Origin of the sequence: Bradyrhizobium altum, assembly GCF_020889705.1 — a bacterium.
In the GTDB taxonomy this organism is placed as follows: Bacteria; Pseudomonadota; Alphaproteobacteria; order Rhizobiales; family Xanthobacteraceae; genus Bradyrhizobium; species Bradyrhizobium altum.
In genome coordinates, this window is sequence record NZ_JACMYP010000140.1 from 1 (window position 1) to 23,877 (window position 23,877).

The 23,877-nt window shown below is 62.6% G+C and carries 25 protein-coding genes; 2 read left to right on the forward strand and 23 right to left on the reverse strand.

The genetic code is table 11. The features are described from left to right. The 12 genes from H8B02_RS28560 to H8B02_RS28615 form a co-directional block, all read right to left on the reverse strand. Nucleotides 1–896, reverse strand: an 896-nt coding sequence (locus tag H8B02_RS28560) for an MFS transporter (protein WP_229169302.1), incomplete at its 3' end; no start/stop codon positions are given. A gap of 132 nt (nucleotides 897–1,028) precedes the next feature. After that, entirely contained in the window at nucleotides 1,029–1,454 is a 426-nt protein-coding gene (locus H8B02_RS28565; RefSeq protein WP_229169303.1) for a ribbon-helix-helix domain-containing protein, read from the reverse strand. A 6-nt stretch (nucleotides 1,455–1,460) separates the two neighbouring features. Then, complete coding sequence (locus H8B02_RS28570) at nucleotides 1,461–3,449, reverse strand: conjugal transfer protein TraG (protein ID WP_229169304.1); 1,989 nt, start codon at nucleotides 3,447–3,449, stop codon at nucleotides 1,461–1,463. Nucleotides 3,450–3,477: 28 nt separating this feature from the next. Further along, the gene (locus tag H8B02_RS28575) at nucleotides 3,478–5,241 is read right to left on the reverse strand and encodes a relaxase/mobilization nuclease domain-containing protein (protein WP_229169305.1); all 1,764 of its coding nucleotides are present in this window, start codon (nucleotides 5,239–5,241) and stop codon (nucleotides 3,478–3,480) included. Between the two features lie 385 nt (nucleotides 5,242–5,626). Beyond that, nucleotides 5,627–6,457: a lytic transglycosylase domain-containing protein gene (locus H8B02_RS28580; RefSeq protein ID WP_229169306.1), complete on the reverse strand. Its 831-nt coding sequence runs from the start codon at nucleotides 6,455–6,457 to the stop codon at nucleotides 5,627–5,629. A 2-nt stretch (nucleotides 6,458–6,459) separates the two neighbouring features. Next, nucleotides 6,460–6,972: a S26 family signal peptidase gene (locus H8B02_RS28585; protein ID WP_229169307.1), complete on the reverse strand. Its 513-nt coding sequence runs from the start codon at nucleotides 6,970–6,972 to the stop codon at nucleotides 6,460–6,462. Continuing rightward, complete coding sequence (locus H8B02_RS28590; RefSeq protein WP_229169308.1) at nucleotides 6,969–7,433, reverse strand: DUF2840 domain-containing protein; 465 nt, start codon at nucleotides 7,431–7,433, stop codon at nucleotides 6,969–6,971. Before H8B02_RS28590 ends, H8B02_RS28585 begins: the two co-directional genes overlap by 4 nt. A gap of 289 nt (nucleotides 7,434–7,722) precedes the next feature. Beyond that, nucleotides 7,723–8,604, reverse strand: a complete 882-nt coding sequence (locus H8B02_RS28595) for a replication initiator protein A (RefSeq protein WP_229169309.1) — start codon at nucleotides 8,602–8,604, stop codon at nucleotides 7,723–7,725. Between the two features lie 22 nt (nucleotides 8,605–8,626). Next, complete coding sequence (locus tag H8B02_RS28600; RefSeq protein ID WP_229169310.1) at nucleotides 8,627–8,908, reverse strand: helix-turn-helix transcriptional regulator; 282 nt, start codon at nucleotides 8,906–8,908, stop codon at nucleotides 8,627–8,629. A 132-nt stretch (nucleotides 8,909–9,040) separates the two neighbouring features. Next, entirely contained in the window at nucleotides 9,041–9,481 is a 441-nt protein-coding gene (locus H8B02_RS28605) for a DUF2285 domain-containing protein (protein WP_312001304.1), read from the reverse strand. Between the two features lie 136 nt (nucleotides 9,482–9,617). Continuing rightward, nucleotides 9,618–9,812, reverse strand: a complete 195-nt coding sequence (locus H8B02_RS28610; RefSeq protein ID WP_229169311.1) for a transcriptional regulator domain-containing protein — start codon at nucleotides 9,810–9,812, stop codon at nucleotides 9,618–9,620. Between the two features lie 165 nt (nucleotides 9,813–9,977). Further along, a complete protein-coding gene (locus H8B02_RS28615; protein WP_229169324.1) occupies nucleotides 9,978–10,250 on the reverse strand; it encodes a DUF2285 domain-containing protein in 273 nt (90 codons plus the stop codon). Nucleotides 10,251–10,349: 99 nt separating this feature from the next. Here H8B02_RS28615 and H8B02_RS28620 point away from each other — a divergent pair, with 99 nt between their 5' ends. Further along, nucleotides 10,350–10,631: a helix-turn-helix domain-containing protein gene (locus H8B02_RS28620; RefSeq protein ID WP_229169312.1), complete on the forward strand. Its 282-nt coding sequence runs from the start codon at nucleotides 10,350–10,352 to the stop codon at nucleotides 10,629–10,631. Between the two features lie 224 nt (nucleotides 10,632–10,855). Here H8B02_RS28620 and H8B02_RS48150 read toward each other — a convergent pair whose 3' ends face one another. Then, nucleotides 10,856–10,978, reverse strand: coding sequence for a hypothetical protein (locus H8B02_RS48150; RefSeq protein WP_283842252.1), 123 nt, complete (start codon nucleotides 10,976–10,978; stop codon nucleotides 10,856–10,858). Continuing rightward, nucleotides 10,963–12,156, reverse strand: a complete 1,194-nt coding sequence (locus H8B02_RS28625) for an MFS transporter (protein WP_229169313.1) — start codon at nucleotides 12,154–12,156, stop codon at nucleotides 10,963–10,965. Before H8B02_RS28625 ends, H8B02_RS48150 begins: the two co-directional genes overlap by 16 nt. Before the next feature lie 140 nt (nucleotides 12,157–12,296). Here H8B02_RS28625 and H8B02_RS28630 point away from each other — a divergent pair, with 140 nt between their 5' ends. Continuing rightward, nucleotides 12,297–13,289: a LysR family transcriptional regulator gene (locus tag H8B02_RS28630; RefSeq protein WP_229169314.1), complete on the forward strand. Its 993-nt coding sequence runs from the start codon at nucleotides 12,297–12,299 to the stop codon at nucleotides 13,287–13,289. Here the strand turns inward: H8B02_RS28630 and H8B02_RS28635 are convergent. The 9 genes from H8B02_RS28635 to H8B02_RS28675 form a co-directional block, all read right to left on the reverse strand. Further along, nucleotides 13,243–14,295: an amidohydrolase family protein gene (locus tag H8B02_RS28635; protein WP_229169315.1), complete on the reverse strand. Its 1,053-nt coding sequence runs from the start codon at nucleotides 14,293–14,295 to the stop codon at nucleotides 13,243–13,245. The genes H8B02_RS28630 and H8B02_RS28635 overlap by 47 nt on opposite strands. Next, the gene (locus H8B02_RS28640; RefSeq protein ID WP_229169316.1) at nucleotides 14,292–15,125 is read right to left on the reverse strand and encodes a citryl-CoA lyase; all 834 of its coding nucleotides are present in this window, start codon (nucleotides 15,123–15,125) and stop codon (nucleotides 14,292–14,294) included. The genes H8B02_RS28635 and H8B02_RS28640 overlap by 4 nt, the downstream gene beginning before the upstream one ends. Before the next feature lie 15 nt (nucleotides 15,126–15,140). After that, nucleotides 15,141–16,418, reverse strand: coding sequence for a CaiB/BaiF CoA transferase family protein (locus H8B02_RS28645; RefSeq protein WP_229169317.1), 1,278 nt, complete (start codon nucleotides 16,416–16,418; stop codon nucleotides 15,141–15,143). Between the two features lie 26 nt (nucleotides 16,419–16,444). Then, nucleotides 16,445–17,902: an SLC13 family permease gene (locus H8B02_RS28650; protein ID WP_229169318.1), complete on the reverse strand. Its 1,458-nt coding sequence runs from the start codon at nucleotides 17,900–17,902 to the stop codon at nucleotides 16,445–16,447. Nucleotides 17,903–18,262: 360 nt separating this feature from the next. Next, nucleotides 18,263–18,583 carry a DUF736 domain-containing protein gene (locus H8B02_RS28655; protein ID WP_018457399.1) on the reverse strand — a complete coding sequence of 107 codons (321 nt, stop codon included), beginning with the start codon at nucleotides 18,581–18,583 and terminating at the stop codon, nucleotides 18,263–18,265. A 506-nt stretch (nucleotides 18,584–19,089) separates the two neighbouring features. Further along, nucleotides 19,090–19,605 carry a hypothetical protein gene (locus H8B02_RS28660; protein WP_229169319.1) on the reverse strand — a complete coding sequence of 172 codons (516 nt, stop codon included), beginning with the start codon at nucleotides 19,603–19,605 and terminating at the stop codon, nucleotides 19,090–19,092. A 138-nt stretch (nucleotides 19,606–19,743) separates the two neighbouring features. Beyond that, nucleotides 19,744–20,667 (reverse strand): DUF2493 domain-containing protein, encoded by a 924-nt coding sequence (locus H8B02_RS28665; RefSeq protein ID WP_229169320.1) that lies wholly within the window; start codon nucleotides 20,665–20,667, stop codon nucleotides 19,744–19,746. Between the two features lie 372 nt (nucleotides 20,668–21,039). Further along, nucleotides 21,040–22,101 carry a DUF7146 domain-containing protein gene (locus H8B02_RS28670; RefSeq protein WP_229169321.1) on the reverse strand — a complete coding sequence of 354 codons (1,062 nt, stop codon included), beginning with the start codon at nucleotides 22,099–22,101 and terminating at the stop codon, nucleotides 21,040–21,042. Next, on the reverse strand, nucleotides 22,101–23,877 hold a 1,777-nt coding region (locus H8B02_RS28675), incomplete at its 5' end, for a strawberry notch C-terminal domain-containing protein (protein WP_229169322.1). The genes H8B02_RS28675 and H8B02_RS28670, both read right to left, overlap by 1 nt.

The window sequence follows — 23,877 nt, forward strand, 5'->3', positions numbered from 1 at the left end:
AGGAGCAACGCCAGCTCGGCCGCGATAAACAAGACTGCAACGATTGCTATCATCGTCTCCGCGCCGATTCCCCTTCGTTTGATGTGATGGACCGTCATGCCGAACAACCAGGCACCGCCGCTAAGCATGATCGACATTATGAAGAGCTGTCTGACGAGACTTGCGCGATCAAGCCCCTCGACGTCTGTCAGCCACGGCGATGCCCACAATCCCTGCAGGGACCAGGACGATCCAACGCAAGTCGCCGACAACGGGGCCATTCGCCAAAAGCGTCGATCGCTGAAAACGGAGCTCAGGGTAGTGGCCGCTGTTGATGGGGCCACGCTTCGTTCAGGCACCACGAGGTAGATGAGAATGGCTGTCGTACCGGTCGCGACTGCCATGATTTCAAATAGCTGCCGCCAGCCCATCCAGGCGAGCAGGTATTCGACGGGAGCCGTGGCGGTCACCGCTCCTAGCGACCCCAGCATGATCATGTAGCCGTTCAGCAACGCAACTCTCTCCTTGGGGAACCAAAGGACGATGGACTTGAGTCCTGCCGTGAGCGCCGCCGCGACACCAAGCCCGATCATTGCACGCGCGATCAAAAGTGACAGGAAACTGGTCGATATCGCGAACAGTCCGGCGCCCGCTGCTGCGAGCAAGAGCAGAACACTCTGGACGCGGCGCGGACCAAAGTGGTCCAACAATATACCGACGGGGATCTGAGCGGCCGCGAAAACAAGGAAATAGACTGACGTAAGCAACCCGAGGTCGGCAGTCCCAAGCCCGGTGTCCGAACTGAGATGGCTGGCGATCAGAGCGTTGATCGTTCGAAACAGATATGAGAGATAGTACCCAGCTACAAAAGGGAGAAAGACGCGCGCGATTCGACGCCATGCTGTTAAGATTTGCATGCTGGCCCCTTTGCTCTCAGCTCGCTCGAGCCGATAGCGCGTCCAGCTTTTGTCAGTTCGGCTAAATCGCTGCGGTCGTAGGCTGGCGTAGAAAAAGAAGGACCGGCGAATTCGTCTTTCTACAGGATTCAATCAGGTTTCTTCGGCCGATTCCTGACGGCGGATATCTTCTGGTATCTCGCGCAGAAAGCTTTGCCCCTTCTGCAAACGGCGCCCGAGCGCCTCGACAAATCCTTCAAAGCGCTCCCGACCCTTTGCCTGCGCGGCCGCCTGCGCGTCGTTGGGAAGCGGCGGTGTGATCGTCAACCAGAAGCGAATGAAGAGGGCCAAGGTCTCCGCCGTCAACCCAACGTCGCGCTCCAGCCTCTGCATCTGACGCGACAGCCGATCGAGGCGTCGGGCGAACGCCGCTTCCCGCCTGTCCACTCCGTCGGGCGAAAGAAAGGAGGCGACCGCAGCTTCCACGATCGCTGACCGGGAAAGCTTCTTGCGATCGGCGAGCTCCGAGATCTGTTTCAGAAGCTCTGGCGGAAAATAGACGTTCATCCTGTCGCGCATATTGCCTCACAGGTCCATCCCGTCATTCGGGTCCATGGCGACTTGACGGACGACACTGCGCATCTGTTGGCGTATGAGCCGGGACTGACGGACCGCATCCTCGTCATCGTCAAGAACGGCGGCAAATTCCTCTGCCGGCGTCGGTTCGGTCGTCTCCCTAGCGATTGCGACGTGATCGGGGAGTTCGGGCTCGCGACGGAGCCCGCTGTTCGCCTTGTCTTCCTCGGCCTCCGCGGCTTTGTCAGTTGGACCTCCCGTCGGCTTCAGCGGTCCGAGCGCTGACCATCCGTCCGTTCGCGACGATCGGCCGACGCTTGCCGGATCTGGCGGCGGCAGAACGCGCTCGGTGAACCGCCGATCCTCGTAGTAGCGGGCCTTCTTCGCCCGGATCGGCGGCGTGCCCGCCACCATGACGATCTCGTCGATCGGCGGAAGCTGCATGACTTCGCCCGGGGTCAAAAGCGGCCTTGCCGTCTCCTGACGCGAGACCATCAGGTGCCCCAGCCACGGGTTCAATCTATGACCGGCGTAATTCTTCATCGCACGCATCTCCGTCGCAGTCCCCAACGCGTCGGAAACACGCTTGGCGGTCCGCTCGTCATTGGTCGCAAAGCTGACGCGGACGTGGCAGTTGTCGAGGATCGCATTGTTGGGCCCGTAGGCCTTCTCAATCTGATTGAGGGATTGCGCGATCAAAAAGCTCTTGATGCCGTACCCCGCCATGAAGGCCAGCGCGGACTCGAAGAAGTCAAGCCGCCCAAGTGCGGGAAACTCGTCGAGCATCATCAGAACGCGATGCCGGCGGTCGCGGGCATGCAGATCCTCGGTCAAGCGCCGGCCGATCTGGTTCAGCACCAAGCGGATCAATGGTTTAGTCCGCGAGATATCGGAGGGCGGCACCACGAGATAAAGCGTCGTCGGGCGGCTATCTGCGATCAGATCGGCGATCCGCCAGTCGCAGCGGCAGGTCACCTGGGCCACGACGGGATCACGGTATAGCCCGAGGAACGACATCGCGGTGGAAAGAACGCCGGAGCGTTCATTCTCGGATTTGTTGAGAAGTTCACGCGCGGTCGAGGCGACCACGGGATGGGCGCCCTGCTCGCCGAGATGCGGCGCGGTCATCATCGCCTTCAGCGTCGCATCGATCGGCCGCTTCGGATCGGACAGGAAGCCGGCCACACCAGCCAAGGTCTTGTCTGCCTCGGCATAGAGGACATGGAGGATGGCGCCGACCAGGAGCGAATGACTGGTCTTCTCCCAGTGGTTCCGCTTGTCGAGCGAGCCTTCGGGGTCGACCAGGACATCGGCCACGTTCTGGACATCGCGAACCTCCCATTCCCCACGCCGGACCTCGAGCAGCGGATTGTAAGCTGAGGACTTTGGGTTGGTCGGGTCGAATAGCAGAACGCGGCCATGCCGCGAACGGAAGCCGGCGGTCAATTGCCAGTTCTCACCCTTGATGTCGTGCACGATGGCTGAGCCGGGCCAAACCAACAGGGAGGGGACGACAAGACCGACGCCTTTGCCGGATCGGGTTGGTGCAAAACACAACACATGTTCCGGTCCGTCATGGCGGAGGTAGTCGCGATCGAGTTTACCGAGCACCACACCATCCGGGCTGAGAAGTCCAGCCGCCCTCACCTCCTCCAGACCAGCCCAGCGCGCCGAACCATAGGTCTCGACATTCTTGGCTTCACGCGCCCGCCACACCGACATGCCGATCGCCACTGCGATCGAAACGAAGGTCCCCGACGCTGCGATAAAGGCCCCCTCGACAAAGATTTGAGGTGCATAGGCGTCGTAGACGAACCACCACCAGAAGAAGATCGGTGGGTAGTAAAATTTCCAACCCGACAGTTCGAACCAGGAGCGCCCGAGTTCCGGTTGCCAGGCGAGCCGCCAAGCCGTCCACTCGGTCGCTCCCCAGATCGCCAGCAAAACGATCAAGCCGACCACAATCACCTGTCCCCAGAGGATTTTGGTTCCGGACATCGCGAACGCCCTTCCACAACTCAATTAGCTAGAGGCCGAGGTCGCGCTTCCGACCAAAGCCCCATTCGATGCCACCGCCGTCCTTCACGACGCCGGTGACGTGTTGACCGAGCCTCTTTTCGAGCTCGCGCGACCAGGGCACGAGCTGGAAGCCCAGCCCATTATCGATCATGGCGAAACGTCCAGAGGTGAGCGTCAGCCGCTCGCGATAGGTGCCCGCCACATGCTCTCCAGAGGCGGCGTTCACATGAGGCAGGCGGGTGTCGGCCGAGACCTTTGCGGCCACCTCGTCCAGCTCGCGCCGGCGCAAGGTGTTCAGGAGGTCGCGCTGCAGGATGATGCGTTGGCCCTGCCGCCGCGCCAGGCCCTGCTGGATCAGATGCTCGGTACGGGCTTCCATGGCGTCTCGGGTCTCGCGGCCGAAGCCGCCCACGGCGAGCGGCATAGGGTCGCGTTCGACCAGCCTGTGGTCGAGCCAGGTCGCGCCCTTCGCGGTGACTTGCTCCGCAAGATCGAAATCGGAGCGGGTCGCGAGCACCACGGTCGGCCGCGGATCGCCGGCTTGACCGAAGCGTCGGACTTCGACGATGCCGCCGGCCGCCGGAGCATGTTCGAAGGCCTCGACGCCTCGGAAGCGCACGTGGTGCGACCGTCCGTCAGTTCCATCGATCAGGGCGTAGGCCACGCCAGTCAATTCGTCATGGAGCCCGCGGTCGACCAATCGTCCGATAATCTGGGCCGACGGCTGTGCGCCTTCGATGACGTAGTCGGCAACGCCGCGCGCTTCCCCACGATCGGTAAAGGCGCGGTGCATGGTCTTGATGATGTCGCCCCGCATCCCGAGGTCGCGCAAGCTGCGCTCGGCCTCGAGCCCGACCATCCACTCTCCTGGTGCAGCGGATGCGGCAAGGCCCATCTTCTCCAGGTGCTGAAGACGGCCGACCATCAGGCGCCGGATTTCGGGATCGCACTTGCCGGGATTCTCTGGGCGAAGATCAATAGTGCCGGTCTCATCGGCCGCCAGCCGGATTTCGCGATCGAGCCGCGTCCATCGGTCCGCCGTGGCCTCCCTCTCCAGCGAATTGCGGATCTCGTGCTCTGGTTTTGGACCCAGTTCGATGGCGACCAGTTCCTCGGCGCGTGAGCGCAGGCCCTGGCTGATGTAGTCGCGGGAGATCACGAGATCCGCCCCTTCCTCGTCGACGCCCCGAACGAGAAGATGGACGTGAGGGTTGTCGGTATTCCAATGATCCACAGCCATCCAATCGAGCCGCGTGCCGAGATCGGTCTCCATCTGCTTGGCGAGATCGCGGGTGAAGGCCTTGAGGTCTGTCATGTCGCCGGCGTCCTCAGGCGAGACGATGAACCTGAAATGATGCCGGTCGTCCTCGCACCGTTCTGCGAAAGCCGTGCTATCGGCGCGGTCACCGCCGGCACCGAACATCTCGGCCCGCTCACCACTTCGGGTCACGCCGTCGCGCTTCAGATATGAGAGGTGGGCGGTCAGTGGTGCTGAACAGAAGGCTCGCCCTTTATGACGAACCACACGCGCCTTCACCACAACGCGCCGCGTAGGGCTGAACAATCTGGCGCGGCTAAAGGCGACGCGGCCGCGGCCAAACGTCGAGCGTCCATGGACCGCAGAACGCCTGCCCGCGGCGGTCTGCCCCGAGGTGTGTCCTGCTTTCTTCGCTGCCCTCAGCACCTGGTTGATGAAGCTCTTGGGCTTCGGCGCGCGGGTGCCGCGGATCCGTCCGGGCCGAATACGCAGATCGCTGTCTCCCACACTCACTGCAGGGCCTCCCAACGATCAAACGCCCACACGGTGCCGAGAACGCCTTTGAAAACATTCGTCAAAATGCACGGCGCGGCACGCGCTCCGACCGACTGGCACGCCAGAACCCAAGCCATGCCAATGGCTTGCGGTTCGACCGGCGAGCCCCTTTTATCTCGCCTTCCTGCCGTCGTGGTCTCCCGGTCGCCGGTTCCCGAAAGTGCCGCCGCGACTTGGCAGCCAGCTCGCGAAGCCCCTACTGCTTCCGAGCGCTTGCGATAGCGATCGTTACCCGAAGGGCCGAGACACCCGAAGGGTGGCTCGGTGAGGAGCGAAGCGACGAGTAGAGCGCGGGCCGAAGGCATCGCCCATACGCCTTCAGCTCGCGAACCCGCACACTTGGTCATTGCGATGCTCCCGAATCCGATCGAGGGACGAACACGCCAATGGGCCGGGGGACCATGGGCGAAACATCGGGCGCCGAGATTGCGGTCGTGACACCGCTCGACGGCATGAGCGCCAGCAACCGATCGCGCGTTTTCACAAGATCGGATCGCGTGACGAACAGCGTCGCGGCTGCTGATGACTGTCCGCTGGACGCCCACCTCGGCGGCAGTTCGATGGCAAGCAGATTTGCAAGCTTTGCGACGTATGCTCGCGTCTCGTCCGGCAAAGAGCCGCCTGCGAGATGCTCTTCATAGCGAGATGGTCCCGCGTTGTACGCGGCAAACACGCCAGGCGAGCCATACCGATCGAGCAGTTCGCGCAGATAGGCCGTGCCGGCCAGAATGTTGTCGTGCGGGTCGTAGGGATCGTTGCCGAGTTTATAGCGCTCGCGAAGTTCCGCCCAAGTCGCCGGCATGATTTGCATCAGGCCCATTGCGCCTTTTGCCGATCTGGCCTGCACGTCACCAGCACTCTCGATGCTTTGGACTGATCGGATCCAGTTCGGCGCAATCGCAAAGCGTTGTGAGGCTTCATTGATGAAGCCGGCAAATGGGTGAGCGGTCTGACTGATCGCCGGCTTGGCGGCTGATCCGCTCTGGGCCAAAGCAGCACTGTCGAACGCGGTCAGGAGAAGCATCAGGGGCACGGCAGCACAAACGCGTGTGCCCAACCGATCCGAGCATGCGGTCGGGCTACCGAGGGCCTTGCAGACATCGACCGAGACGGAGGAATGATCTCGCAATCGATCGAACAAGGAACCGGCGAGTAGAACACGTCGAATACGCACGCTCACTCCTCCCAGGTCCACACCGGCATCGCACGGCCGATCACGCTAGATGCCGGAAGAAATCCAAAATACCGGCCATCAAGAGAGTCGTCCGACTGCCAGTTCATCAGAAACAGCTCGCCATCGCCGACGACGCGGCAGCCCTGCCATTTCGGCAGCGGCTTGCCGCGTCTGTCGTGATCCTTCGCCTCGCCCACCGCGACGTCGTCGACCGAGATCGTGAGGCCGATTCTACAAACACTCTGCCCCTGAAGCGCGAGCACGCGCTTCAGCATGGGAACGCCAATGGGCAAATAGCCGTTAAGGTCGAGGAAGGCCGCGAGCGGCTCAGGCGGCTGCACGGCGACCAATTCAGTGACTTGGAATTGGTCCGCCCGTCGGAGGCGGTAGAGACCGATCGGCACGCTCGCGGAAGCATTCCAGATGTAAAGCGGAAGCGGCTCCAGGACGATCGTCGCGACGAGCGCAGCAGCCACCCCAAACGTCGCGGTCAGCGTCTTCATGCGGCCCGTCATCGCATTGTCCTCTGACGGTGAAGCCAGGCCTGATGGCGTGCTTTCGTATACGGGCGCGGGTTTTCGTTGACGGACAGGCGGTTATGAACGTGATGCCAATGATCAGGCGCGACATCAGCTGGATCGATGCCGAGCGCCTCAACGGCATCGATCATCTGCAGCACACGCTCGACCTTCGGCCAACCTGACAGGCGCAGCAAAATCTCTCCGCCGGGTGTCACATAAGGGACGGTCGAGCAGCGCTGTCCCGGAGCGGCTGAGCGCAAGATGTCGATCCGCGAAATGATCGTGCCGAAGTCGTTGGAGGTCCATCGGACGAAGGCAAAGATGCTGCCGGGCGCAAATGCCAGGACGCGCCGATGACGATCAAGCTTGCGTTCGTTGACGATACGACCGAACCGAATGCGGTTTTCGATACGCTTCTCGAGCCACAACACTTCCACTTCCGTGAGATCGCTCATGCGGCGGCTCCCTGACGCTGGAGCTGGCAGCCGTGAGCTTGGGGCTCGGTGGAGAGTGTGTATGGCCTGCAAGGGCAGGCTGGCCTGTCGGACTGCCGTTTCCGGGCGCCGCCAACGCGGCTTTCGGCCTGCTCCGTTAGAAGAAATCCGAAGGATTTCCTGTTAGTAAAGTTAGAGCGGCTGGAAAGCACGGAGAAACAAGCTCTTAAGCTCGATTCCGGTCCCCGATAGCACGAGGATCGGGTCCCCGATAGCACGAGAGTTACGGTCCCCGATAGCACGAGCTGATTCACAGATTGTCCTCCGAATTTGGAATGAGACCGCGCCGGCGCAGGCGTGCCGTTAGGGGATCAACAGGCTGAGGAGCGAAGTTCAGCCGCTCGCTGCCGTTCCGGTCTCGCGTGAGCACGAGCTGATAGCCGGGCAATGTCTGGCGCTGGACGATCTGACGCACGTCGTAAGCAAAGTGCTTGAGCGGCGAAATGATGCCGGACTTGGCATGGAGGTGCACAAGGTCAAAGCTCCAGCCGCCGTCCTGGCGCCCACCATGCTTGCGGACAAGACGATAAAGCCACCGCTCAAGCCCGCCCGTGAGCTCGAAATAGGCGCGATCGATCGTGAGCACGAGCGCGTCATCGATGACGCCGGCATAGAACCAATCCGGCAGGATCAACTCGATCCCAAATGGCCGACCGTTTGCATCGGCCGTCTCCTTCCATTCGTTGATCCAGGAGAAGCGGTGCCCTCGCCGTTCTGTCGGCTGACGGATCGACGTCAGCACGGTCGTTGACTGAAGTCTGTCGAGACCAGCCTTCAGGCGGTCATAGTCACGTGCGCTGGTGCCGCGGCCCACGAACGTCAATATCTCGTAAGGCGTTGCAGCCATCAAGCGCGAGGTCTTCAGACCTGCGTCACGGGCTTCGACGATCTGGGACGCGGCCCAGATCAGAACGTCTGCATCCCAGATGGTCGCCATGCCGTGTTCCGGCACGGCTTCGACACGTATCGCGATCGCGCCAGCACGGAAATCGATCGGCACGATCCGCTTGGTCTTGGCGAGCGAAAAGAAGGGATAGGCCATCAGATCCTGCGCGTCGCGCGGCGCGAGATCGCCGGGCAACGCCCGGAAGAGCTCAAGCTGATCGCGCTCGGAACGGTGCTTGCGCCGCATGGTCACTGCTCTTACGCGGCAATCAGCGACGTTCCTGGCCCGCATACGGGCGTAGCGCGGGATGCTTCTTGGCCGGCAGCACCGTTCCCTTGCCGGGGTCGGACGTCGACGTCTTGGCGCCCCAGTCGGCCCACGCTTTCAGGTCATCGACGGCGTAGACAACACGTCCGCCGATCTTCCGATACGTCGGTCCAGTACCGTACGTGCGGTGCTTCTCGAGCGTGCGACCGGACAGGCCAAGATAGCGCGCGGCCTCAGGTGTACGTAGGAATCGCGGGGGAAGACCGGCCATCGGATCGGGCATTTGAGAACTCCAAGAGGACAGCGCACTAAGCTTGGCTAGGCCGGCGTGTGTGCGGTCATCATGGAGGAGCAATATCTCGGAGGGGGATGCCGAATGTTGGGGGCACGATTTTCGGCACCCTTGGGGACTGTGCTACTCGTCCTTGCGCCCGGGCCGCAGGAGTTTGCGGTAGCCACCGCGCATCAACGCGAGGCCGCCTTGCACCAAGCGGATTGTTCGATTGCGCAGATCATGTGTCTTCCAGGCGCGATCGGGGATGCGCTTTTTGCCGAACAGCGCTTCGGCGATAACGCGATAACTGCCGCCGGCGCCATGCGCATCTAGCGCGCGGATCGCGGCGCTCAGACGTTCGCGCCGTTGTTCGGATAGCGTGTGAAATGCCGGACCCGGCACGCGTCCATTCATCGCGCGCCACAGCCGTCGAGCTGCATATGCGCGCGCTTCGAAATCGCAGCCAAATGGCAGTTCGGCTGTATATGACGCGCCAAGCACCGGCGGGTCCTTGGACCAGACACGGTGATCCACCGCACCGATGCGCAGCACGGCGTGCCAGCCGTCGGCGGCGCGCCGCACCTGCCCTGCTGCAAGGTCAAGCAGCGGTTGAGACGCTGAACTGCGATCTGCGGCCCAGGCAACCTTAACTGGAACGACCGCCGCTAGAACCTCAGGCGCCCAAAAGATCGTCTGCTCGTCGAAGGACCTCTGCGGGTCATGGGCGAAAGCAGATACCCCATTTCCTCCTGAATTCGTCAGTCACTTCGCCGCTCGGACTGTTGGCAATCATCACCTCGGACTCCCGCCGATAGTCGGCGTTGCGGCGGAGACATTCCCAGGCGATGCCGGTGACTTCCGCGTCTTGTAGGCTCTTGTAGGATTCCGGCGACCGCCAGTCGAATTCAGGCATTGCTTCCGCCCCATTGCACGCAGCTAACAAGGATTGCGGCGCAATAGGTATGAACGAGGCGGTTGTAGGAAGACCCTAGTTTGGCACCACGTGGTGCACCGGCATGACCACCCGTCAGCAAAAGAAAATAGTTCTGCCTTCACGTCACCAGGCGGCGATTTTCTCCTATTTGGAGCCAGTGCCACGTAATAGGCGGCCCTGTTCAGTTACCCATTTGGCACGCGCAAGATGACTCTGATATGCGCGCTGCGCACGATCCGGCTCTCGCTCGGGGTCCATATGCAAGACTACTCGAGCCACTTCGCACCAGTCCGCCCCCTCACCTTCGGCCTGCAGAAGGCGAATGTACGTGACGACATGCTGTTCGTCATACGCCGTCAGCGCCGGCTCGTTCGGCGCGACATTCGCGACGTCAGGATCTACTGGCGGTCCATTCATATCTATTCGTAGCATTCGATGGAAATCCAGGATCAAAGTATCTGAATAGATCGGTTATAGCCAGTGGTTTGATGGTCTACACGATGGCTGCTTTTGCGCATGAAAGCTCGTGCGCTTGTGGCCTGGAACGTCCGCCGAATCCGCGTCGCTCGCGGTATTCCGCAAGAGCAACTGGCATATGATGCTGAGATTGATCGTTCATATATGAGCGGCTTGGAGCGACAAACCGAAAATCCAACCATTGATCTGCTCGAGCGACTCGCCGAGACGCTAGGTGTTCGGCTCTCAGAATTCTTTCTTGAACCGCCCAAGGGAGCCGCCACGCCAAAGCCATTAGCCAAGGGCCGGAAACGGATTCGTCCCAGCCCTAAGAGCAAATAATCGCTGCACGGCTGTGTACTCATTAAGTTGCTGGCCGCCTGATGTCTGCTCAATCCCTAAGAGCGGCGGGAAAGCGGACTCTCCCGAGGTCGCTGAAGGGCCAGATCCGGACTCAGCGCGGGTCAATTCGTTTGAGCATGACTGCTGAATTGTGTCCCATAGTTGAGACCAACCTGACCGTGAGGGATGGGCCGCATTTCGTGCGGAGCGCGGTCGAGTCTCCTTCAGCTCTTCTGCGTCACCACCTTGAAAGCAAAGGCGATACCGGTAGCGACGATCAAGATCACGGCCATTCCGATCATGCCGGCATCGAACGAACCGGTCGCGTCCTTCAGGAAGCCGACCATATACGGGCCGACGAAGCCACCGAACGCGCCGACCGAGTTGATGAATGCGATCCCGCCGGCGCCGCGGCGCCTGTCAGGAAGCCTTGAGGAATGGTGTAGAACACCGTCCGCGCGGAGATCGTGCCGATCAATGCCAGGGTCAGGCAGGTCAGCGCCGGGAACAGCGAGGTGAAAACGACCGACAGTGCGAGCCCCAACGCGCCGAGGATCAGGGCCGCCATCAGGTTGTAGATCTTTTGGCCGCTGCGATCGACAAGCCGCGCCCAGAACAGCATGCCAATAGTGGCGAACAGATAGGGCACCGCGGTCAGCCATCCGACTTCCATGTTCGTCAGGCCATGGTTCTTTAGGATCAGCGGCAGCCAGATTCCGATGCCGTAGGAGCCGATGGTGAAGGCGAAGGTGATGGCGGTCAGCATCAGCACCCGCGTGTCCTTCATCGCCGCCCACAGGTCCTTCTTGGGCTTGTCGTGCTTGTCGCTGGCGAGTTCGTCGAGCAGGGCCTGGCGTTCTTCGGTGGTCAGCCACTTGGCCTGATCTGGCGTGTCGGCGAGCAGGACGAGGCAGAGGACACCAAGCACGCACGCCGGCAGGCCTTCGATCAGAAACATCCACTGCCATCCGGCGAGGCCCCACAGTCCGTCCATTCCGAGGAGCGCCGCCGAAATCGGGCTGCCGAGCAGCGAGGACAGGGGTGTCGATGCCATGAACAGGGCGAGCACGCTGGTGCGGTACTTTGCCGGAAACCAGATCGAGATGTACCAGATCACGCCGGGAAAGAAGCCGGCTTCGAACACGCCAAGTAGGAAGCGGATCACATAAAAGCTGTACGGCCCCACGGCGAAGGCAGTCGCCGCCGCTGCCAGGCCCCAGGTGATCATGATGCGCGCGAGCCAGCGCCGGGCGCCGAACCGGTACATCATCATGTTGCTGGGAACTTCGAGCAGGCAGTAGCTGAAGAACAGGATTCCGGCGCCCCAGCCGAACTGCGTGGCGCTGAGACCGATGGCCTTGTTCATCTGCAGCGCAGCAAAGCCGACGCTGGTGCGGTCGAGATAGTTGAAGAGGTAAGCGAGACCTAGCAGCGGCACCAGGCGCCAGGTGTTCTTGGAAACGGCGCTCGCCACCAGCCCCGAATCGGCGCCGCCGCAAGATGCATTGGCCGTGACATCGGTCATCTCGTCGTCCTCCCGGTCATGGGCCAGTGTCTCCAGCCTCGATTTCCGGGCGGGACCAGCCGTGTTAGGCTCAAGATGCCAGACGGTGCCGACAAGGGTCCAATCGCTAATTTTCAAGGATCGATAACCGGGAGGAAGTAATGGACCTACGCGACCTCGCTTATTTCGAGGTGATCGCCGATCTAGGTCACATGGGCCGGGCTGCCGACAAACTGGGCCGCACCCAGCCTGCGCTGACGAAATGCATCCAGCGGCTCGAGGAGATGGTCGGCGCCGACTTGTTCGAGCGGACCGGGCGCGGCATCACGCTGACGCGGGTCGGCGAAATCCTGCTGTCCCGGGCCCGGCGCATGCGCGAGGCGATGGAGGAGTCGCTGCGGGAAGTGACGGATTTCGCCGCCGGGGCCGCCGGCCACGTCGCGATCGGCTGCGGCGCGACGATGGGCGAATACCTGCTGCCGCAAATTTGCCGGGCCATCATCGGCGACGCGCCGGGATTGACGATCGAAATCCAGATCGGGATGAGCGGCGTGCTGCGCACCGCGCTGCGCGAGCGCGCGCTCGATCTCGCGATAGGTCCGGTGCTGCCGTCGGACGAGCAGGAGTTCCGCCACGAAGCCTTCGGCATCGACGAAGTCGTCGTCGTCGCGGCAAAAAATCATCCGCTGTGCGGCAAGCCGCTCACGATCGAGGATCTCACCAGCTCGAAATGGGTGTTGCCGGCGCGCAGCGTCGCGATGCGCCAATGGATCGACAGCGTGTTCGAGGCTCATGGACTGCCGTTGCCGGCGGTCCAGATCGAAACCAACTCGATCACGACATTGCCAAAACTGATCGCCGATACGGCGCTGTTGAGCTTCACCTCGACCCGGAACCTGCATCCGCTGCGGCTCGGCAGCCAGCTCGACCAGCTGATGATCGATGCCACCACGATGCGACGGCCGCTCGGCTTCGTCACCCGCCGCGACGGCTATCTCTCCCCGGCGGCGCAGCGCGTCGTCGCGCTGCTCAAGGCGAAGGGCCGGGACTTCCTCGATCAGGTCACGCTGCCGGACAAGACCGAAGCCCCGATGCCTGGAGTCATCGTCAGTCGAGCGGAGCGAGCCCATAAACGCGTGCGGCAGTCGCACTGAACAAACTGGCGCGCTCGCTGTCGCCGGCATGACGGGTCAGGCGCTTGAATGCGTTCCAGACCGTTCCGTACCTGTAGGATCCCTTGTCGACCGGGAAATTGCTCTCGAACATGCATCGCTGCGGCCCGAACGCCTCGATGCAGGTTTCGATGTAGGGCCGCCACGTTTCAGCGAGAGTTTCGGAACTCGGCGGCGCGTCTTGTGTTTCGAAACCGAAGCCGTTGATGCGCATGCCAAGCCCGCCGAGCTTGACGCAAACATTATCGCAAGTGGCGAGGCTGCGGATTGAGCGCGACCAGCCGGCGAAAATTTCGTCGCGGCGATCCTTGTAGGCGCCGATCCCGACGATGCCGCCGAGATGATCAAGCACGATTGTGGTTTGCGGAAACGCCTGGGCGAGTTCGGTCAGCTCGGGAATTTGCGGATGAAATAGCCAGGCATCGAAGACAAGGCCGAGCGGCGCGAGTCGCGCAAACCCCTTGCAGAATGTTTCATCGCGCAACAGGCCGGGCGGACCGGCGCTGAGCGGATTCATCAGGCTGCGGTCGGCATCCCAGACGGTGATGTGCCGGATGCCGCGGAAGCGATCGGGAGCGGCGGCAACATGCGCCTCCAGGACCGCGGCGACACCGTCGCCAAGCCGCAGGTCGGCATGACCGACGATACCCGCACAGAGACGCCGCGGGCCGTAATTGCCGCTCGCGCTCATCGCAGCGACGCCGTTGACGAATTCGGTCTCGCCGACGACCCGCATCTCGGCCGGACCGTCTCTGCGGTACATTGCCTGGCACTGCATGAAGACGCTGGCCGTAATGTTGTGTCCGCCGGCGGCAATATCTGCGTTGTATTCGCCGAACAGGTATTTCCAGTCCGGACGGTCCCAGAGATGATGATGGGCGTCGATGATCGGAAGCTCTGGCTCCAGCGCTTCCTCGACGACGCGCGCCAGCCAGTCCGGCCGTACCGCCAGATAGTTGCTCATCCCGGAAGGCTGCGGCTGGATCATTTCACGAAATCCCGCGGCGCCTGCCCGGTGTAGCGGTAGGGAATGCCGGGCGGCATCGGTCCCTTGATACGTCCACCCTGCTGCGACTGTTCCCAAGCATGCGCGAGGATGCCGACCGAACGTGACAGAATGAACAGGCCGCGGCCGAGCGCCGGCGAGAAGCCGAGCTCGGAGTAGATGACGGCGGTGGCGCCGTCGATGTTCATCGGGATCTTGCGGCCCTTGCGCCGCTGCATCAGGTCTTCGAGACCCCGGCCGATGTCGGCGAAGCGTCCTGACACGACCTTGTTCTTTCGTGCACCGTCGACCAGTTCGAGTAGCCGCGGCGAGCGCGGATCGATCGGGTGAAAGCGATGGCCGAAGCCGGGCACGATCTTGCCATTTGCTGCGTTGAAAGCGTCGAGGCCCTGCTCGAAGGCCACGTCAAGTGTCGCGCCCGCATCCTGGCGGGCGGCGATGTCAGCATAGAGCTCCATGCATTGCTCGCCGGCGCCGCCATGGACGTCGTCGAGCACGTTGATGGCGGATGCCATCGCGCCGTTGAGCGGCAGGCCGCAGGTTACGGCCATCCGTCCGATCGCGATCGATGGCGCCTGTGGTCCGTGGTCAACGGCCGAGACCAATGCAGCTTCCAGCAGCGCGCCTTGTTCGGCAGACGGCAGATCGCCTTTCAGCATCAGCCAGATCATTTGCGGAAACGACACCCCGCCGATCAATTGCTCAATCGGGAAACCTCGAAACCGGATGATGCCGGGTTTCATGTCGATGATGTCGGTCGACCACCATTGGGTGGCCTTTTGCAGAACTTCCGCGGCGGTTTGATCGGTCATGGCCTATCTCCTCTCTCAGGTGCTCGACGTTTCGGCGCGCGCCTTCAGGTCTGGCATCTTGGCGGTCTCCTTGACCGTCGGCTGGTTGTCGAAGGCGATGACGCCGCGCTGACCAAAGGTTTCGATCTCGGCGTCCTTGAAGCCGATCTGCCGGAGCCATTTCACGGTATCCTGGCCGAGACTCGGCGGCGGCGATGGTTCGGGATAATCTGTTTCAAGGCGGAAGCCCGGCCGCGTGACGCGCATAGTCTGGCCTCCGGTCACCTTGGCCTTCAGGCTTTCGACGAACTTGCGGCCGGTGACCTGCTGCTCCCTCAGCACCTCGGGCACGCTCAGCACACAACCGGCCGGAACGCCCTTGGCGTTGAACAGCGCCTCCCATTCGACGGCCGGCTTGGCGGCAAGGGCCACTTCGAGTTCCTGCTTCAGGGCCGCGCGGTGATCCTTGCGCGACTGGCGTTCGCGAAAGCGCGGATCGGCTTTCAGCTCGGGCTTGCCGACGATGTCGCAGAGCGCCTCGTATTGCTTCTGTTCATTGGCGGCGATGTTCAGCGGGCCGAAACCCGTCGCAAACGTGCCCGATGGCGCCGCAGTGAAATTCTCGTTGCCGATCGGCTGCGGATCGACATTGGCGTTGAGATGGTTCGAGACCACCCAGCCCATCGCCGCCAGCGTCGCTTCGAGCAGCGACACGTCGATACGCCGGCCGTGACCGGTCTGCCGTTGTTCGACCAGCGCTGCGGCAATGGCGAACGAGGCGGTGAGGCCTGCGATGGTGTCAGCGATCGGAAATCCCGTACGCAGCGGCGCGGTCTCGGCATTGCCTGTGACGCTCATGACGCCGGACAATCCTTGCACGATCTGATCGTATGCCGGCCGGTCCGCCCAAGGGCCGTCCTGTCCGAATCCCGAGATCGCGCAATAGACGATGCGCGGGTTGCGCTTGGCCAATACGTCGTAACCAAGCCCCAAGCGCTCCATCACTTTGGGACGAAAATTCTCCAACACGACGTCGGCCTGTTCGACTAGGCGGAGAAAGATCTCCTTGCCGTCGTCGGCCTTGAGGTCGATCGCGACCGATTGCTTGTCGGCATTCACGGCGACGAACGACAGGCCCATCAGTTTCTTGGCCATCGCGGGATCGGCGCCGAGCCGGCGTGCCAGATCGCCGCCCTTGGGATTCTCGACCTTGATCACTTCGGCGCCGAGGCGCGCGAGGTGATAGCCGCAGAACGGACCGGCGAGGACGTTGGACAGATCGAGGACGCGAATGCCGGCGAGTGGCAGTGCCATAAAGTTTCTCCGGATAGTGTTTGATGTCAGACGAGGCCGAGCCAGTGCCACCAGGTCGCGGCGCACAAGGCGTAAATCAGACAGGCGACAAGGCAAGCAATGATGCCGACCTTGGGAAAATCACCGACGCGCAGCCGGCCGGTTCCGTAGACGAGGATACTCGGCAGCGTGTTGTAGAACATCAAGAGCGGATAGCCGCCGATGATCATGCCGGCAGGCAGCGCCAGCGCGACCGGATTGACGCCTGCGGTGCCGGCCATCGCCAGGATGATCGGCAACAGGCTCGTCGCCATGGCCGTGGTGCCGACGAAGATCACGTGCATGAGCTGTACGATCAACATCACCACCACGATCACGACCAGTGCCGATGCGCCGGCGAGACCGAGCGCATGGAAGATCGAATTCGCGAGCCAGTTGGCGGCGCCGGTCTTGAGCAGGATGTCGCCGAGCGAAACGCCGCCGCCCGCAATCAAGAGCACTTGCCAGGAAACGCCCTTGTTGGCGTCGCTCCAGTCCATCACGCCGAAGCGCGGCAGGAACAGCAGGCAGGCGCCCATCAGGCAGACCACCGTGGTGTCGAGCCCAGTCAGACCCTGTGTCGCCCACAGACACGTCACCAGCACGAACACGATCAGCGCGCGCCATTCGGCGGATGACATCCGGCCCATCGAGGCGAGGTTTTGCGAAATCCGCGCCTCGACCTTCTCATGGCCGGAAGTGAACTCCGGCGGAAACACCCGCTGGATCAGCCACCAGGTGAAGAAGGTCATCACAAGCGCCGGCGGAAACCCATAGAGCAGCCACTCGGCATAGGTGATGGTGTGTCCGCTGGCTTTGGCGATGAACTCGACCGTCACGGGATTGGGCACTGTCGCCGTCAGGACGCCGGCGCCGATGGTCGCATTCGTCATCGTCAGCGTCAGCAGTAGGTTGATCGCGAACGGCGAACGCGCGGCGACGCCGAAGATGGTCAGGATGCTGAGGCATTCCGGCAGCAGGATCGCGGTGCGCGCGGTCGAGGATGGAACGAGAAAGGCGAGCGCGACGTTGATCAGCGTGATGCCGAGCGTAATTCGCGCCGGCGCGCTGCCGAACTTTGCGAGAATGATGTAGGTGATGCGCTCGGCAAGCCGGGTCTTCACCATGGCAGTCGCGAGTATGAAGGCGCCGACGATCAGATAGACCGGAGAAGCCGAGAAGCCGTCGAGCGCGGTGCGTAGGTTGGCCGTGCCTGAAAGAACCGCGAGCGGGATTACCATCAGGCTCGCAATCGCGAGCGGAATCGCTTCGGTCAGGTACAGCACGAAGATGCCGCCGAACAGCGCCATCGCCTTGTGGCCCTGCAACGACAGATCGGCGGGTGTCGGCGCAAACCAGATCGCGGCTGCGACGATGACGGCGAGGGGAACGCCGATGGCCTTCAGGATCGCCTCCAGCGACCCGGACGCGTGCGCGCCGCTCTCCACCTGGGCGTGAGATGACACGTGTTTCCTCCCATACGAAGCATGCGGCGATGGATCGATGCCATCAGGTTTTGCAGCCGTGCTTCACGATGGGGAATAGCTCGCGCACTGAACCAGCGTCCAATCGCAAGTTTTTAGGGAATCATAACCGGCAGGAATGCCCCGTAACTGTCGCTCACGTTCCCTTTACGGCGAGGAAGTCTGCAAGGGGTCACAATGCGAAAAACTCAGATTGAGCAAATCTGGTCCGCTCTGTCGCGATGAGCGGACCTCCGAGAGACAGAGCGCAGTTTCGCGGATGGGCCAGGCAGCTGCGAAGTGGCCTGTAGGCTTTGAAGAAACCCCGCCCGATTTGGTCGGACGGGGCTTGATGGGGCGCCCTTACTCGCCGGTCTTGCGCGGCCGCGACCACAGAAGGGTGTAGCCCTCTCCGCCTTCGTCATCGAACAGGTTCGCGTAGATCGGCGCGTTGAACGAGGGGTCGTCGAGCTTGAGCGAGAGGTAGTCGCGGCCTTCCTCGGAACGCTTCGACCAGGCTGCGCCGATCTCCGCGCGACCCACGTAGATGCGGTGGCTGGGAGCGTTGTCGTTGGAGCGGTTGGTCTCGGCGACGATGCGGACGCCCTTGGCTTGGAGGCTCAGGGTGACGATCTCGCCCTGGAAATCATTGCCGACTTTCTTGAAAGAACCGATGTTAGCCATGTCACTTCTCCTGTTGTGTTTCGAGCCCGCGACCACCGCGGCCTCGATGGCGATCTAGGGCCGAGGACGATCGGCGACGCACCCGCTCGGGCCGGAGCGCAGCGGAGGACGTCGTTGTGGCGACTTTCTTGTCTCGCGAGGAATGGGCGAAGCCCAGGGGAAGAAAGTCGCATCAACGGCGTTGCGGCTCAGACGATCGAGGCGAAGCCGGTCTTCGGCCAGATCAAGCCATCAACGAGGCCACGTGCGTCCGCGTGCTGAACCACGATCTCTGGAGAAGCGTGGCTATCTCGGTTTTGATGAACAAGAGGTCGGAACGATTCGGCGCGGAAAGAGAAACAATCTCCTGCAAAGGGCGGCATCGTCTCCCAAGAACCGATCGACGTAACATCGCTCTGCCGCGGCTGCGTGGGCCAGACCGAACGCGGGCAGCTTGATCGAGGGGTTCCGAAGAGGACTGCTTCTCCCGCGCTCAGGTTTCGATCATCCCCATTGACCGCGCCGATCTACGCACACCTGTTCGACGATGAAGGCGGAAAACGGTCCGCTAGGCCATGCGGCCGTAAGAACTGGTTAGGACGGGTTCTCCACCACCTCGCCCGGCTCGAACGGTTGGTCTTCGCCAAAACCATCAAGCGCGCCCATGACGTAACGCCAATGCAGACTGCGCCGAAGCAAGCGAAGACGTCACGCCAGGCCAGCGAAGGCACCCCGATATAGGACACGGCGAACACCGCATGATAGCCGGCGACGGCGGCGGGAACGGCGAATGCTGTCGCGATCGCGATGCGCAAGGCCAAGGATCGAGTAACAGCGACGGCGACCTGGCCGAGGACGAGCGTCAGCGCTCCGCCGGCCGTTGCGACGAGCAGCGCGCCAATGAGGCCGGCGCCGCTCTGTAACGCCATCATTCCGAGACTCAGTGCGACGAAAAACGGCAGGGCATACACAGCGAGCGCGAAAATCGCCCAGCAGAATAGGCCGATGCCGAGTGTGTTGAGAATAAGCCCAATAGCGAGCATGTGGTGGCTCCATGTGCATAGATGTCCAGTTGCGCCTTCCACCACCACCACGGCGCAACTCTGGATTTGGGACCGAAACGAGGCGGAGTTGCGGCGTGAGCAATTTCGCCTCGAAGACTTCAGTCGAGAAGACGGCGCTCACGCGCCGCCGAACCTCCAGACTGGGATGCCGAGCCGCTTCGCCTTGTCGGCGAGGTTGTCCTGGATTCCCGTGCCCGGGAAGTGCATGACGCCGATCGGCAGGAGTTCGAGCATGGCATCGTTGCGCTTGAAGGGCGCCGCCTTGGCATGTTTCGTCCAATCAGGCCTGAAGGCGATCTGAGGCACCTTGCGGATCGTCGCCCATTTGGATGCGATCAGTTCGGCACCCTTCGGGGAGCCGCCATGGAGCAGGACCATGTCGGGATGCTTGGCATGAACCTTGTCGAGACGATCCCAAATGAGGTGGTGGTCGTTGAAGTCGAGCCCTCCGGTGAGCGCGATCTTCGGCCCAGCGGGCAGCATGACCTCGGTCTCGGCGCGGCGCTTGGCCGCGACGAAGTCGCGGGAGTCGATCATCGCTGCGGTCAGCGTACGATGGTTCACTAGCGATCCCGACCGGGGGCGCCAGAATGAGCCGGTGTGGGTCTCGAAGCGCTCTATGGCCTGGTCACGGAAGAGCTCCAGGCAGTTGCGGCGCTCAATCAGCGTGATGCCTTCCCCCGTGATGCGTTCGAGTTCGACGGATCGAACTTCGGAACCGTCCTGCTCGCGCTGACTCTTCTGTTGCGCCTGTTCGTTGTCGTCGAGTTGGCGACCGATGCGGTCGACGGCACGATGGAACAGGTTGACAGTCGACCAGAGCAGATCGTCGAGGTCCGGCTCGAGCCGCGTGTCGCTCAACGTGGCGACCAGGGCATCGAAGATGTCAGCGACGGCACCGGCAATGGTCCTGCCCTCGGGAAGCAGCCGTGGATCGGGCTGGTCGTCGAAGGGGCGGTAACCGAAGAGCTGCAATTCGCTGAGAACCTGGTCGGTGGGAGATGTGGCGTGCGGCAGTTCGATGTCATCGTAGTCGGTCATGGAGGCGATCCTTTGCCGGATCGGCCGCGACCATCGCGGCCTTCGTGGCGATCACTCAGACGGCGAGCGGAACGGGCCAGAACCCGGAGCGGCTTGTCCGCCGAAGCCCGGAGGGCGTAGGCGGAAGCGGAGGGCCGAAGCGGCAGCGGAGGATGGCGAAGGCCGGCTATTTTGCTTCGCGATGCAAAGCGCGCTCGCCCGACGGCTAATATGCCTTCTCGTCGCCGGCGCGCGGCGGAAAATAGCCGGACGTAGCCATTGCCGGCCCGAGCCGCTTGCCGTCCGATCGCCCTCTAGAAGGCCGTGGTCGCGTCCTCTTCCGGCAGTGGCCGCACCGCGACCGACCTGTCGACGCCCATCGAATTGCCGGGACTAGTCCGCGCTTGCCATCGACGAATGCAGGAAACGGACGACGTCCTCCGGTACGAGTTGAAGTAGCAACGCTGCTCGCAGGGCCTCAAGGCCGAAAATGTCCAGATCTTCGTTGAAATCGGCCAGCCGGGGCGACAATGCGATCGCTTCAATGCCGGCGGCTTCTGCGCGCTGGGCGAGAATAGCCTGTACGGCATCTCCGGCGGCATCTGCGTCACGGGCGATATAGAGCCGACGCAGGCCAGACGGCAGCAACATGGCTGCGAGGTGATTGGCGGAAAGCGCAGCGGTCATGGGCAAGGTCGGCAGTACGTAGCGCAGGGACAGCATGGTCTCGATTCCCTCGCCGGCAGCGAGCACATCATCGACGACGCCGAACCGAACGGCGTTACCAAGCAGGTCGCCCATGGCCCGTCGTGGCGTGTCAATCGGAGCCTTGCCGAGCCGCACGCGATCAAAACCGTCTGGATCGAGCCAGGTGCGATGCACGCCGGTGATGCGTCCTTCGAGGTCCGTGACAGAGCCTATCATCGCGGGCCAGGTTTCAGTCGGCAAATGCTCGTCCGGTCGGTAGTAGCAACGTGGGTGGAAGCGGAGGCTGCCACCATGGTGGATGCGGGCTATTCCGCGACGCTGCAAATACGTTTCAACGACTGTCCCTTCGATCGGACCGGATATAGCAAAGAGCCGACGAGCCGCCTCTTGCGATCCGGCCAACGCTGATGAACGAACAGGTTTCGAGACCAGTTGCGGCTCCGGACGAGGCAGCTTCAGAAAGCGCCTCGCCTCCTTGGCGAGCTCGCGGAAGTCTCGCAAGGCAAGGCTTTCGCGGATGATGTCGAGGAGATCGCCATGCTCCCCGGTCGCGGCATCGGTCCATTTGCCGGCGGGGCCTTTCGACGATTCCTGGAGCCGCACAAATAACGAGCGGCCCGGGGTGTTGTGGACGTCGCCAACCACCCAGTACCGCCCCGCCCGCTTACCATTGGGGAGATAGTGTCGGCACACAGCTTCGGCCTCGCGCGCGAGGCGGCGTGCGAGCTCGGACACATCGCCGGACATCACGCGGCCTCCCGCTCACTGACGCCCGTAACCGGATAGGTGTCGAGCACCCTCGACAGGACCTCGATGCCGCTCGTGTCCGTGGGTACAAACATGCGCAGCTTCCAGGAGATGATTTCCCCAAAGAGGCCGTAAGCACGGAGGCGATCGCGCATCGTGTCGTTGAATCCCGACAGCTCGATGCGATACGCGCCCATCACCCGGGCGCGGCGAAGCTGGAGGCCCTCCGCAAGATCGAGGACGGTCCGTCCCTCCATCAACGCGGCAAAGGCAGCGCCCGGTGTCAGCGCAGGCGCGTCCGTCGCAAGGACGCTTGCGACCCACGCGGCCGAAACCCTGCGGCCGATGACGCGTTCGCCTGTATCGGTCTGAAGCCGATAGACGCGGGTCGATTCGTTCGGTAGCCGCTTCCAGATGGGGAGCAGCAAGCCCGCCACGACGTGGATCGTGCTTTCCGTGAACTCGGGCACCTCGGCAAGCTCCGCCAGCCAGGTCGAGGCAAAGCGTTCACGATCCGCTTCGTCCCAATGACTTTCGGTCATGGTGGTCAAGGGGACCGTGTGCTGATCCATCGGCCGGATCAGACGGACGCGCCGCTCGATCTCGCCGTCATCGAGCATGACGCTCGCCGCGGAAACCTGCACGGCGGCTCGTCCCGAGCGCTCATTGACGAGCAGGACGGCCTGACGATCGGAAAGACGAGCAAGAGCGTCATCCAGACTCACCGGATGATTGCGCTGGCGCTGGGTGACCGTGAGCAGCCGGGTCTCGGCGCCGGTGCCCGGATGGTCATAGATCGTCCGCCGGTCGGTGACGACAAAGCTCTCGGCACGGAGGGTTTCCAACCCCACATCGTAGGTGCCGGATGCAACCGCGCCTTCGATCCGAGCGGTCAAGAGCTGCTCGAAGGCGGTGAACAGCACATTCTGGAGGTCGATGGTGAGCGCCAATAACCTGTTCAGAAAGGTCGTGATCGGCGGCAGGTCATCCCTGAGCCCATTGGCATCCATGAGCTTCAGACCGGTCGCATCCTCGAACCTCCCAAGCGAGCAGCCGCCGACCTTGCCTCGCGCGAGCAAGATGTAGAGTTGGCGCAACGCATCGCGCCCGTACTGGCTTTCGAGATTATCCTCGGGCCGAAACAGGCCCTGCCCTCCGGTCTGGCGCTGGCCGCGGGTGATGGCGCCTAGCGTATCAAGCCGGCGGGCAATGGTGCTGAGAAAGCGCTTTTCCGCCTTCACATCGGTGGCGATGGGACGAAACAGGGGCGGCTGAGCCTGGTTGGTCCGGTTTGTGCGGCCGAGGCCCTGGATCGCGGCGTCGGCTTTCCAGCCGGGCTCGAGCAGGTAGTGGACGCGCAACCGGCGATTCCGCGCCGACAGTTCGGCATGGTAGCTCCGCCCCGTGCCACCGGCGTCGGAGAACACAAGGATGCGCTTGACGTCGTCCATGAAAGCCGAGGTCTCGGCGAGATTGGCCGAACCGGCTCGATTTTCGACCACCAGCCGGTCGCCCTTGCGAACGATGCGGCGCGAGCGACCGGTCACTTCCGCGACCATGTCGGTGCCAAAGCGCTGAACGACCTGGTCCAATGCGCCAGGTACCGGCGGCAGCGAGGCGAGCTTCTCGATGAGGCGGTCGCGTCGTGCAACGGCTTCCCGGCTCTCGACCGGTTGGCCATCGCGATACACAGGCCGGGAGCAGAGGTTGCCTTCCGAGTCGGTGAAGGGCTCGTAAAGCTGGACCGGAAAGGAGTGGGCGAGATAGTCGAGGACA

Coding starts and splice junctions, on each gene's coding strand:
- H8B02_RS28590 (WP_229169308.1), bottom strand. CDS start 7,433: ATGAGCGATCTCACGGAAGTGGAAGTGTTGTGGCTCGAGAAGCGTATC.
- H8B02_RS28595 (WP_229169309.1), bottom strand. CDS start 8,604: ATGCGGCGCAAGCACCGTTCCGAGCGCGATCAGCTTGAGCTCTTCCGG.
- H8B02_RS28660 (WP_229169319.1), bottom strand. CDS start 19,605: ATGCTCGCTATTGGGCTTATTCTCAACACACTCGGCATCGGCCTATTC.
- H8B02_RS28585 (WP_229169307.1), bottom strand. CDS start 6,972: ATGACGGGCCGCATGAAGACGCTGACCGCGACGTTTGGGGTGGCTGCT.
- H8B02_RS28665 (WP_229169320.1), bottom strand. CDS start 20,667: ATGACCGACTACGATGACATCGAACTGCCGCACGCCACATCTCCCACC.
- H8B02_RS28610 (WP_229169311.1), bottom strand. CDS start 9,812: ATGCCTGAATTCGACTGGCGGTCGCCGGAATCCTACAAGAGCCTACAA.
- H8B02_RS28570 (WP_229169304.1), bottom strand. CDS start 3,449: ATGTCCGGAACCAAAATCCTCTGGGGACAGGTGATTGTGGTCGGCTTG.
- H8B02_RS28600 (WP_229169310.1), bottom strand. CDS start 8,908: ATGCCCGATCCGATGGCCGGTCTTCCCCCGCGATTCCTACGTACACCT.
- H8B02_RS28645 (WP_229169317.1), bottom strand. CDS start 16,418: ATGGCACTGCCACTCGCCGGCATTCGCGTCCTCGATCTGTCCAACGTC.
- H8B02_RS28615 (WP_229169324.1), bottom strand. CDS start 10,250: ATGAATGGACCGCCAGTAGATCCTGACGTCGCGAATGTCGCGCCGAAC.
- H8B02_RS28565 (WP_229169303.1), bottom strand. CDS start 1,454: ATGCGCGACAGGATGAACGTCTATTTTCCGCCAGAGCTTCTGAAACAG.
- H8B02_RS28620 (WP_229169312.1), top strand. CDS start 10,350: ATGAAAGCTCGTGCGCTTGTGGCCTGGAACGTCCGCCGAATCCGCGTC.
- H8B02_RS28640 (WP_229169316.1), bottom strand. CDS start 15,125: ATGACCGATCAAACCGCCGCGGAAGTTCTGCAAAAGGCCACCCAATGG.
- H8B02_RS28655 (WP_018457399.1), bottom strand. CDS start 18,583: ATGGCTAACATCGGTTCTTTCAAGAAAGTCGGCAATGATTTCCAGGGC.
- H8B02_RS28635 (WP_229169315.1), bottom strand. CDS start 14,295: ATGATCCAGCCGCAGCCTTCCGGGATGAGCAACTATCTGGCGGTACGG.
- H8B02_RS28630 (WP_229169314.1), top strand. CDS start 12,297: ATGGACCTACGCGACCTCGCTTATTTCGAGGTGATCGCCGATCTAGGT.
- H8B02_RS28670 (WP_229169321.1), bottom strand. CDS start 22,101: ATGTCCGGCGATGTGTCCGAGCTCGCACGCCGCCTCGCGCGCGAGGCC.
- H8B02_RS28625 (WP_229169313.1), bottom strand. CDS start 12,156: ATGACCGATGTCACGGCCAATGCATCTTGCGGCGGCGCCGATTCGGGG.
- H8B02_RS48150 (WP_283842252.1), bottom strand. CDS start 10,978: ATGGTCGGCTTCCTGAAGGACGCGACCGGTTCGTTCGATGCCGGCATG.